This window comes from Arsenicicoccus dermatophilus (assembly GCF_046267915.1).
In the GTDB taxonomy this organism is placed as follows: Bacteria; Actinomycetota; Actinomycetes; order Actinomycetales; family Dermatophilaceae; genus Arsenicicoccus; species Arsenicicoccus dermatophilus_A.
The window spans coordinates 2814222-2824865 of sequence record NZ_CP176520.1 but is presented as its reverse complement, the minus strand read 5'-3'; the positions used below and the strand labels follow the sequence as shown (position 1 = coordinate 2824865).

Sequence of the window (10644 nt, the reverse complement as noted above, 5' to 3'; positions counted from 1 at the left end):
GAGCGAACGGCGTGATTCTGCTCAGCTCGTCGGCCCTCGTCGCCGCGGAGGGCATCGCCCCCGTGGTCGAGGCGACCGACATCGCGTCCTGGGGGTGGCTGCTCGTCGCGCTGCCGCTCCTCGGCGCCGCGGTGCTCCTGCTCGGGGGACGCCTCACCAACGCGTGGGGTCCCTACCTCGCGACCGGGCTGTCGGCCCTGTCCTGCCTGATCGGCTGCCTCGTCCTCGTGCAGATGCTCGGGGCCTCGCCCGAGCACCGTTCGATGAGCCTCGACCTGTGGCACTGGATCCCGGCCGGTCCCTTCGACCTGCGTGCCGGGATGCTGATCGACCCGCTGTCGATCGCCTTCGTGCTGCTGGTGACCTTCGTGGGCACCCTGATCCACGTGTACTCCCTGGGGTACATGGCGCACGACCCCGACAAGCGCCGGTTCTTCGCCTACCTCAACCTGTTCGTCGCCGCCATGCTCACCCTGGTGCTCGGCAACTCCTACCTGATGCTCTTCGTGGGCTGGGAGGGCGTGGGTCTGGCGTCCTACCTCCTGATCGGCTTCTGGAACTGGAACCCGCCATACGCCTCCGCCGCCAACAAGGCCTTCATCGCCAACCGGGTCGGTGACGTCGGCATGATCGTCGCGATGATGGCGATGTTCGCGCACTTCGGGACCGTCTCGTTCGCGGGCGTCAGCTCCGGGGTCGCGCACGTGGGGGAGGGCACCGCCACCCTGATCGGTCTGGCCCTGCTGCTCGCCGCCTGCGGCAAGTCGGCTCAGTTCCCGCTGCAGTCCTGGCTGGGCGATGCCATGGCCGGTCCTACGCCGGTCTCGGCGCTGATCCACGCGGCCACGATGGTCACCGCCGGGGTCTACCTCGTCGTCCGTTCGCACGCGGTGTTCGAGCACGCCCCCAGGGCTCAGCTCGCCGTCGCGATCGTCGGCGCGATCACGCTGACCATGGGCGCGATCATCGGCTGCGCCAAGGACGACATCAAGAAGGCCCTCGCCGCGTCGACCATGTCGCAGATCGGGTACATGATGCTGGCCGCCGGCCTGGGTCCGGTGGGGTACGCCTTTGCGATCTTCCACCTGCTGACGCACGGCTTCTTCAAGGCCGGGATGTTCCTCGGTGCCGGCTCCGTCATGCACGGGATGGGCGATCGGGTCGACATGCGCACCTTCGGCGAGCTCGCCGGCAAGATGCGCACCACCTGGCTGACCTTCGGAGCCGGCTGGCTCGCCATCATCGGCTTCCCCCTGCTGTCCGGATTCTGGTCCAAGGACAAGATCATCGAGGCGGCCTTCGTCGGCGAGAGCAGCAGCTGGCGCCCCTGGGTCTTCGGCGGTCTGACCATGCTGGTCGCCGGGCTCACCGCGTTCTACATGTCCCGCCTGTTCTTCATGACCTTCCACGGTCGCAAGCGCTGGCTGGCCGAGGACCACCCGCACGAGTCCCCGGCGACGATGACCATCCCGATGACCATCCTGGCCGTCGGCTCCGTCGGGTTGGGCGCGGCGCTGAACTTCCTGGGCTTCACCCACTGGCTCGAGCCGGTGACCGGCGCTCACGCGGAGCACCACCCGGTACTGCCGGCGCTCGTGATCACCCTGCTCACGCAGGCCCTGATGCTGGCGGGCGTGGCTCTCGCCTGGATGAGGTACTGGCGGGACGAGGTGCCGGTCACCGCGCCGCACGGGTCGATCCTCACCCGCGCCGCCCGTCGGGACTTCTACCAGGACGACGTCAACCACGGCCTGTTCGTCCTGCCGGGCAACGGAGCCGTCGCGGCCCTGAAGGCCACCGACGACCACGGGGTCGACGGCGGGGTCCGAGGGCTGGGCGAGGTCGTCGAGGCCACGTCTCACGCCGTGCGCAAGCTCCAGAACGGTTTCGTCCGCTCGTACGCCCTGACGATGCTTGCCGGCGTCGTCGTGATCCTCCTTGCTCTGTGGGTGGTGCAGTGATGTCCAACGTCCCCTGGCTCACCACGATGATGGTGATCCCCCTGCTGGGGTCGCTCGTCGTGGCCTGCCTCCCGTCGACCCTCGCGAGCAGGGCCAAGCAGGTCGCTCTCGGCTTCTCGGTGGTGACCCTGCTGCTCGGGATCGTCGCCGCGCTGCGCTTCGACACCGACTCGGCCGCCATGCAGCTCACCGAGCAGCACCGCTGGATCCCGTCCTTCGGGGTGAGCTACGCGGTGGGCGTCGACGGCATCTCGCTGACGCTCATCCTGATGTCGCTCGTGCTGGCGCCGATCTGCGTCCTGGCGGCCTGGCACGACGTGCCCGAGGGCGGCACCCGCGAGAAGACCTACTTCGCGCTGCTCCTGCTGCTGGTCCCGTTCATGGTGGGTGTCTTCGCGGCGACCGATGTCTTCCTGTTCTACGTGTTCTTCGAGGCCATGCTGGTGCCGGTGTACTTCCTGGTCGCCGGCTTCGGCGGCCCGCGTCGGCGCGCCGCGGCCCTGAAGTTCCTCCTCTTCTCCCTGGCCGGCGGTCTGGTGATGCTCGTGGCGCTGATCGCGCTCTACGTGCACGGCCCCGGCGGCGCGGACGGGTTCCTGATCGGCAGGCTCGTCGGCCTGGACCTGAACCCGTGGGCCGAGCGGCTCATGTTCCTGGGCTTCTTCCTCGCCTTCGCCATCAAGGCGCCGATGTGGCCGCTGCACACCTGGCTGCCCGACACGGCCGAGGAGGCCACCCCGGCCACCTCGACGCTGCTCGTCGGCGTGCTGGACAAGATCGGGACCTTCGGGATGCTGCGCTTCTGCCTGCCGTTCTTCCCCGAGGCCAGCCGCTGGGCGGCCCCGGTCGTCATCGGCCTGGCGCTGGTCTCGATCTTCTACGGCGCCTTCCTCGCCATCGGCAGCAAGGACATGCTCCGCCTGGTGTCGTACACCTCGATCAGCCACTTCGGCTTCATCGTGCTGGGGATCTTCGCCTTCACCCGCACGGGCGGCAACGGCTCGGCGTTCTACATGATCAACCACGGGTTCTCCACGGCTGCGCTGTTCCTCATCGTCGGCATGCTGATCCGCCGACGGGGCAGCGCCCAGATCCCGGCGTTCGGAGGCTGGCAGCGGGTCACCCCGGTGCTCGCAGGTTGTTTCCTGGTCGCCGGCCTGGCCGGGCTGGCGCTGCCGCCGATGGCGTCGTTCGTCTCGGAGTACCTCGTGCTCGTCGGGACCTATCAGCGGCACCCGGCGGTGGCTGCCTTCGCGGCCCTGGGCGTCATCCTCGCGGGCCTGTACATCCTGCTGACCTACCAGCGGGTGTTCACCGGACCCAAGCCGGAGGTCGCCGGCCGGGTCCGCGACCTGACCGGGCGCGAGAAGCTCGTCGTGGCCCCGCTCATCGCGAGCTTCCTGGTCCTCGGCCTCTGGCCGCGTCCGGCGCTCGACGTGATCAACCCGGCCATCACCAAGACCCTGCAGACGGTCGGCATCGCCGATCCCGCGCCCGACGCCGGCGCGCAGGCCACCTCCGAGGGGAGCCACAAGTGAGCGCGACGGTCAGCAGCCTGGTCGCTGCGGACTTCCAGATGACGCCGATCGACTACGCGGCGATCTCGCCGGTCATCGTGGTCGCGGTGGCTGCCCTGGTCGGGGTGCTCGTCGAGGCCTTCGTGCCCCGTCGCGCCCGCACTACGACGCAGCTGGTCGTCGCTCTGGTCGGCCTGCTGGGGGCTCTCGCGGCCCTCGTGACGTGCGGCAAGGACAGCTGGGCCTCGACCGCGGCCGGTGCGGTCGTCGTCGACGGACCTGCCTTGTTCCTGCAGGGGGCGCTGCTCGTCTTCGGCATCATGAGCGTCCTGACCATGGCCGAGCGGTTCGACTCCCAGGCCCCCGACGCCTTCACCCAGTCGGCCGCGGCGGCCCCGGGCTCCCACGGCGAGTCCCTGGCCCTGCGTCTGGGTGCCACCACCACCGAGGTCTTCCCCCTGACCATGCTCGCCATGACGGGCATGCTGCTGTTCCCCGCAGCCGGCGACCTGCTGGTGATGTTCGTGGCGCTGGAGGTGCTCTCGCTGCCACTCTACGTCCTGACCGGGCTGGCTCGGCGTCGTCGCCTGCTCTCGCAGGAGGCCGCGTTGAAGTACTTCCTGCTGGGCGCCTTCTCCTCGGCGTTCTTCCTGTTCGGCGCGGCGCTGCTGTACGGCTTCGCCGGGACGGTCCGCCTGGCGGGGATCGCCCAGGCCATCGGGACCACCGTCGGCATGGACGGACTCCTCCTGCCGGGCGCGTTCCTGGTCCTGGTCGGCCTGCTGTTCAAGGTCGGCGCGGTGCCCTTCCACTCCTGGACGCCGGACGTCTACCAGGGTGCTCCGACCCCGGTCACGGGCTTCATGGCGGCGTGCACCAAGGCGGCCGCCTTCGGCGCCATCCTGCGCCTGCTGTACGTCGGGCTCGCGGGCGACCGCTGGTCCTTCCAGCCTGCGCTGTGGGCGGTCGCCATCCTCACCATGGTCGTCGGGGCCGTGCTGACCGTCACCCAGACGGACATGAAGCGGCTGCTGGCCTACTCCTCCATCGCGCACGCGGGCTTCATCCTCGTGGGCGTCCTGGCCTTCGACCGCTCCGGTGTCGAGGGGACGATGTTCTACCTCGTGGCGTACGGCTTCGCCACCATCGCGGCCTTCGCCATGATCACGCTGGTACGTCGCGGGGGCTCCGAGGCCACGGCGATCTCCCAGTGGTCCGGTCTCGCCCGGCAGCACCCCGTCAGCGCGGCCGTGTTCAGCTTCCTGATGCTCGCCTTCGCCGGCATCCCGCTGACCTCCGGCTTCACGGCCAAGTTCGCGGCCTTCATGCCTGCCGTCGCGCACGGCGGCCGGATGGGTGCGGCCCTGGCGGTCGTCGGCGTGATCTGCTCGCTGATCACGGCCTACGCCTACCTGCGGGTCGTCGGGATCATGTGGTTCGGCGGTCGGGACGACTCCTCCGCCGACGTGGCCACGCCGTCCGTGGCCACCACCGTGGCGATCGCGCTGGGTGTGACCATGACCCTCGTGCTGGGTGTCTTCCCGACGCCCTTGCTCGACCTGGCCGGTCGCGTGTCGACCTTCCTGCCGTGACGCAGGGCATCGGCAGCAGCGGGGCGCCCCAGGAGGGCGCCCCGCGCTCTGCCATGGCCGTCCTGCCCGGCGCGAGCCCGCAGCTGGGGGCGCGACTTGCGCAGGGGCTGCAGGCCGTGGAGGCCCGGCTGCGGGTCGAGGTCGACCACACCGACCCCTTCATCGCCGGGGCGTCGGCGCACCTGCTCTCGTCGGGCAAGCGGTTCCGCCCCATCCTGACCTTGCTCGCGGCCGAGCTGGGCGAGGGCTTCGGTCCCGACGTGGAGACCGCCGCGACCGCCGTCGAGCTGACCCACCTGGCCAGCCTCTACCACGACGACGTCATGGACGAGGCCGAGATGCGGCGCTCGGTGGTCTCTGCCAACGCGACCTACGGCAACTCCACCGCGATCCTGATCGGCGACCTGCTCTTCGGCACCGCGTCCCGGCTCCTCGCGGACCTGGGTGCCGAGGCGGTGCGGATCCAGGCGGAGACCTTCGTCCGGCTGTGCTCGGGCCAGATCCGCGACGACCACGACTGCCCGGAGGGCGTCGACCCGGAGCAGTACTACCTCGGGGTCCTCGCCGACAAGACGGGCGTGCTCATCGCGACCGCGGCGCGCTACGGCGCGATGTTCTCCGGCTGCGACGAGCAGACCTGCTCCGTCGTGGAGGCGTACGGCGAGCAGCTCGGCGTGGCCTTCCAGCTGGCCGACGACATCCTGGACATCTCCTCGGACGCGTCCGGCAAGGCGCCGGGCACCGACCTGCGGGAGGGCGTCGACACCCTCCCGGTGATCTACGTCAAGGCCTCCACCGACGCCGCCGACGCCGAGCTGCAGCGCCTGCTCGCGCAGGACCTGCGCGAGGACGACGACGCTCATGCTCGGGCGCTGGCGCTGCTGCGCGCCCACCCGGCCCTGGACCGCGCCCGGGACTACACCCGGCGCGTCTCCCAGGAGGCCCAGGACCTCCTCGCCCCGCTCGGGGACGGGGACGCGGTGCAGGCCCTGCGGGCCCTGGCCGCCAGCGTGGTCGACCGCGACCTGTGAGCGGGCGGGCCACGGCGCAGCCGGGCCCATGAGCTGCCGCGTCCGGGAGCACCTCCCGGCGCCGTCGTGCTCCGCAGGGGGCGCCATGCCCGGCGTGCCGCCGGTGAGCGGGTCCGGCCGCCGCCCCCTAGAGTGCGGGTATGTCGCCCGACCCCCGCGCCCAGGAGCTGCGCCGGCTGCTCGCCGGCCGTGACGCGCCCTTCGCCGTCGTCGATCTGGACGCCTGGGACGTCAACGCCGCCGCCCTGCTGGGGCGGGCCGCTCCGCTGCCCGTGCGGGTGGCCTCGAAGTCCGTCCGGTGCCGCGCCCTGCTGGAGCGGGCTCTGGGCCAGGGGTTCACCGGAGTGCTCGGCTACAGCCTCGACGAGGCCCTGTGGCTGGTCGACCACGGCGTGGCGGACGTGCTGGTGGCCTATCCGCCGGTGGGCCGTGACGCGCTCTCCCGGCTGGCGCGTCATCCCCGCAGCCACGCCGTGTCCGTGATGACCGACCACCCGGAGCACGTGCGGCTCCTGGGCGAGGTGGCCCGCGAGGCGGACGCGCGGCGGCCGCTGCGCGTCTGCCTCGACGTCGACGCCTCGCTGCGCGTCGGCCCGGCCCACCTGGGCGTGCGGCGCTCCTGCCTGCGGACCCCGACCCAGGCAGCGGCGGCCGCGCGGGCGGTGATCGCCGAGCCGGGGCTCGAGCTGGTGGGGGTCATGTCCTACGACGCGCAGGTCGCGGGTCTTGCCGACTCGTCGGCCGCCGTACGGCTCGTCAAGGCCGCCTCCCGGCGGGACCTGCTGCGCCGCCGCACCGCCGTGGTCGAGGCCGTCGAGGGCGAGCTGGGTCGTCCGCTGGAGCTGGTCAACGCCGGCGGGACCGGCAGCCTGCACCTGTTCGACGAAGACCCGGCCGTCACGGAGCTGGCCGCGGGCAGCGGACTCATGTCGCCCCGGCTCTTCGACGGCTACCGCGACTTCCGCCACCGACCGGCCGCGTGGTTCGTGACGCCGGTGGTCCGCCGCCCGGCGCCGGACGTGGCCACGTGCTACGCGGGCGGCTACGTCGCGAGCGGCGCCCACGGCCGGGACCGGCTGCCCACCCCGGTGGCCCCGGACGGGCTGCGGCGGCTGGGCACCGAGGGCACCGGCGAGGTGCAGACCCCGGTGGCCGGGCCGGGCGCCGCGGACCTGCGCGTGGGCGATCATGTCTGGTGGCGGCACGCCAAGGCGGGCGAGCTGTGCGAGAGGTTCGACACGGTCCTGCTGGTGCAGGGCGAGGAGGTGGTCGGCGAGGTGCCGACCTACCGCGGCGAGGGAAAGGCCTTCGGATGACCACATGGACCAACTGGGCGGGCAACCAGGTGTGCTCGCCGGAGCGGGTCGCCCGGCCCGTGACCGCCGACGAGGTGGCGGCGCTGCTCGTCGAGGCGGGCGAGCGGGGGAGCCGGGTCAAGCCGGTCGGCGCCGGCCACTCCTTCACCGGGATCGCGCTGACCGACGGGGTGCAGGTGAGCCTGGACGCGATGAGCGGGCTGGTCGCCGTCGACCGGCAGACCCATCGGGTGCGGGTCCGCGCGGGCACCCGGCTGCACACCCTCAACGTGCTGCTGCACGACCAGGGGCTGGCGATGGCCAACCTGGGCGACATCGACCGCCAGTCGGTCGCCGGGGCCCTGGCGACCGGCACGCACGGCACCGGGGCCACCCTGCCCGGGCTCGCCGGGCTCGTGGAGGCCCTGGAGATCGTCACCCCCGACGGCCAGGTGCGCCGCTGCGACCGTGAGCACGACCGTGACCTGTTCGACGCCGCGCGGGTCGGTCTGGGGGCGCTCGGCATCGTCACCGAGGTGACGCTGGCGTGCGTGCCGGCCTTCCGGATCGAGGCGCGCGAGGAGCCGGACACGCTGACCGGGGTCCTCGACGACCTGACCCGTCACGTGGCCGACCACGACCACTTCGAGCTCTTCTGGTTCCCGCACACCGACCGGGTCCTCACCAAGCACAACCGTCGGCTGGGGCCCGGGGACGTCAGCGGCCGCGCCCTGCCGCCCTGGCGGGTCGCCCTCGACGACCGGCTGCTGTCCAACACGGTCTTCGACCTCACCTGCCGGCTGGCGTCGCGGGTCCCCGCCACCACCCGCTCGATCAACGCCGTGGCCGCCCGCGCCCTGTCGGCGCGGACCTACACCGACACCTCGCACCGGGTCTTCGCCAGCGAGCGGTCGGTGCGGTTCGTGGAGAGCGAGTACGCCGTGCCCCGCGGCGCGCTCCCGGAGGTGCTGCGCGAGCTGGACCGGTGGCTGGAGCGCTCGGGGGAGCGGGTGTCCTTCCCCGTGGAGGTGCGGTTCGCGGCGGCCGACGACGCGTGGCTGTCGACGGGGTACGAGCGGGACAACGCCTACGTGGCGGTCCACCGCTACCACCGCGAGGACCCGCGAGCGTACTTCGCGGCCTTCGAGCAGGTCGTCGCCGCCCACGAGGGCCGACCGCACTGGGGCAAGATGCACTCCCTCGGGCCGGACCGGCTCGCCGCGACCTACCCGCGCTACGACGACTTCCGGGCGCTGCGGGACCGCCTGGACCCGGGGCGCACCCTGACCAACGCCTACCTCGAGCAGGTCCTCGGCGGGTGACCGGGCACCCGGCGCGCTCGCCCGGCGCCCGGCGGTCCCGCCGGTAGGGTGAGGGAAGCTGCGCCGGACGACCTGGAGGACCCTGACGATGTCGATCGCCGGCCCGCGGGCCGCCTGGGCCCGGGCCAACGGTGAGGAGCGAGGCATCGGTCTGGCCACCCTCGGGCTGCTGCTGTGGTTCCTGGTGCGCGTCCGCTCCGGCGCGGACCTCTACGACGGCTCGCACGTGGTGGCCCTCGCCCAGCGGATCGCCCAGGGGGACAGCCTGTTCGGCGACGAGATGAACGCGCAGGCGGTGGGCTCCGCCGCAGGCGCGCCGTTCGTCTGGGTGTGGACCCACCTGGTCGGTCAGACCGGCATCGTGCTGGCCTACCGCTACTGCTACCTGCTCGTCGCGCTGCTCGTCGGGATCTTGTGCTACCGCGCCCTGCGGACCCGGCTGCGGCCGCTGATCGCCTTCGTGGCCGTCTCGACCTCCCTGGTCGTCACGAGCTATCACGTCGTCGGCCTGTCGTACAACACCGTCCCCACCCTCGCCATGGTGGTGCTGAGCTGCTGCGGTCTGGCGGCGGTGCTGGGACCGCCGGACCAGGCCCGCCGCTGGGTCCTGCCGGTCGGCCTGCTGGCACCCCTCGGGGCGGTGTCGCTGCAGTCGCTCCTGCCCGCCGTCGGCCTGTCCCTGGTCGTCCTCGCCGTGCTGCTGTGGCGGGCGGGTCGCCGGGCGGCGGTGTGGTGGCTGCTCGGCGCGGCGCTGCTCGTGACCGTGCCCGTTGCGGGGTACTTCCTGGGGGTCGTGGGCTGGCCGCGGATCCAGGAGACGATGACCTACACGGTGGACTACCAGCGGCCGCGGTCGACACCGCTGGAACGGTTGACCTTCACCAGCCTGTCCTGGCTCAAGGAGCTGGCCACCCCGGTGCGCCTGCCCGCGGTCCTGCTCGCCGTGAGCGCCGCCGTGCCGCGCCTGGCCCCCCGGTGGCGGCAGGGGGCGCTGGTGGCGCTGCCGGCGGTCCTGGGGCTGACCAGCCTGCTGTCCCTGCTGGTCACCGACGGCAACGTGATGCGGTACTCCGGGTCCATCCAGCTCTACACGGCGATGGTGCTCGTCCCGGTGTGCCTGTGGTGGGTGACCAGCCGGCGCGACCCCGAGGTCACGACGCTGCTGCTGCTCGCCACCCCCACGGCGGTCGTGGGTCTGCCGGCGGTGGCGGCCACGACCTTCGCCGGCCCGTGGTACGGCGAGTTCCCGCCCGCCTCGGTCGCGCTCGCGATCGCCACCACCGTGGGAGCCGCCCGGGTCGTCCAGGGCGTCCGGGGCCGGGTCGAGACCCGGCCGCTGCGGGCCCACGTGCTCGTCACGACGGTGACCCTGCTGCTCACCCAGCTCGCGACCAACTTCTACTCCGGCGCACCCTGGCAGGCGCTGACCCCCGCTCCCTCCGGCGCGTACTCCGGGCTCTACTCCGGCGGTCGCGAGCTGTGGCACCTGCAGCTCGTGCAGCGCACCACCGACCGCTGGGTGCGCCCCGGCGAGACGCTCATGGTGTATGGCGCCGTCACCGGAGCGTTCCTGACCACGGGCGCCCGCGCCGACACCAACATCGTCTGGCTGGAGGACTTCGGCCGGGAGGGGAGGTACACCGTGGACTGGATGCGCCGGACGGGGCGGACCCCCGACGTCGTCCTGGTGTCCACGGACGCCATCCAGGGCGACGGGATCGAGGCGATGATGCACCGTGACCCGGTCCTGGCGGCGCTGCGGGACACCCACGAGGTGGTCTCGGGGCTGGAGTACTTCCGACCCGCGCAGTTCCGGTCCGAGGCCGGGCTGGTGGTCCTTCGACGCAAGGGCTCCTGAGCCCCCCGGGACTGCGGGCTCACCGCACGGGTCCGCCCCTGGCGGCATACCGCCGGGCTCGCACCCCT

General features: G+C 72.3%; 7 protein-coding genes. All 7 read left to right on the top strand.

All coding sequences use genetic code 11. From position 1 onward, the window contains the following. Nucleotides 1-11: 11 nt before the first annotated feature. Nucleotides 12-1961, top strand: coding sequence for an NADH-quinone oxidoreductase subunit L (gene nuoL, locus ACK2IS_RS13360; protein ID WP_409483788.1), 1950 nt, complete (start codon nt 12-14; stop codon nt 1959-1961). Beyond that, nucleotides 1961-3499: an NADH-quinone oxidoreductase subunit M gene (locus ACK2IS_RS13355; RefSeq protein ID WP_409483787.1), complete on the top strand. Its 1539-nt coding sequence runs from the start codon at nt 1961-1963 to the stop codon at nt 3497-3499. The genes nuoL and ACK2IS_RS13355 overlap by 1 nt, the downstream gene beginning before the upstream one ends. Beyond that, nucleotides 3496-5070: an NADH-quinone oxidoreductase subunit NuoN gene (gene nuoN / locus ACK2IS_RS13350; protein WP_409483786.1), complete on the top strand. Its 1575-nt coding sequence runs from the start codon at nt 3496-3498 to the stop codon at nt 5068-5070. Before ACK2IS_RS13355 ends, nuoN begins: the two co-directional genes overlap by 4 nt. Before the next feature lie 53 nt (nt 5071-5123). Next, nucleotides 5124-6101, top strand: coding sequence for a polyprenyl synthetase family protein (locus tag ACK2IS_RS13345; protein WP_409485676.1), 978 nt, complete (start codon nt 5124-5126; stop codon nt 6099-6101). A gap of 140 nt (nt 6102-6241) precedes the next feature. Continuing rightward, a complete protein-coding gene (locus ACK2IS_RS13340) occupies nt 6242-7417 on the top strand; it encodes an alanine racemase (protein WP_409483785.1) in 1176 nt (391 codons plus the stop codon). Further along, nucleotides 7414-8718 (top strand): D-arabinono-1,4-lactone oxidase, encoded by a 1305-nt coding sequence (locus tag ACK2IS_RS13335; RefSeq protein WP_409483784.1) that lies wholly within the window; start codon nt 7414-7416, stop codon nt 8716-8718. The genes ACK2IS_RS13340 and ACK2IS_RS13335 overlap by 4 nt, the downstream gene beginning before the upstream one ends. Before the next feature lie 88 nt (nt 8719-8806). Then, nucleotides 8807-10576 (top strand): hypothetical protein, encoded by a 1770-nt coding sequence (locus ACK2IS_RS13330; protein ID WP_409483783.1) that lies wholly within the window; start codon nt 8807-8809, stop codon nt 10574-10576. Nucleotides 10577-10644: the final 68 nt, after the last annotated feature.

Coding starts and splice junctions, on each gene's coding strand:
- ACK2IS_RS13355 (WP_409483787.1), top strand. CDS start 1,961: ATGTCCAACGTCCCCTGGCTCACCACGATGATGGTGATCCCCCTGCTG.
- ACK2IS_RS13345 (WP_409485676.1), top strand. CDS start 5,124: ATGGCCGTCCTGCCCGGCGCGAGCCCGCAGCTGGGGGCGCGACTTGCG.
- ACK2IS_RS13340 (WP_409483785.1), top strand. CDS start 6,242: ATGTCGCCCGACCCCCGCGCCCAGGAGCTGCGCCGGCTGCTCGCCGGC.
- ACK2IS_RS13335 (WP_409483784.1), top strand. CDS start 7,414: ATGACCACATGGACCAACTGGGCGGGCAACCAGGTGTGCTCGCCGGAG.
- ACK2IS_RS13330 (WP_409483783.1), top strand. CDS start 8,807: ATGTCGATCGCCGGCCCGCGGGCCGCCTGGGCCCGGGCCAACGGTGAG.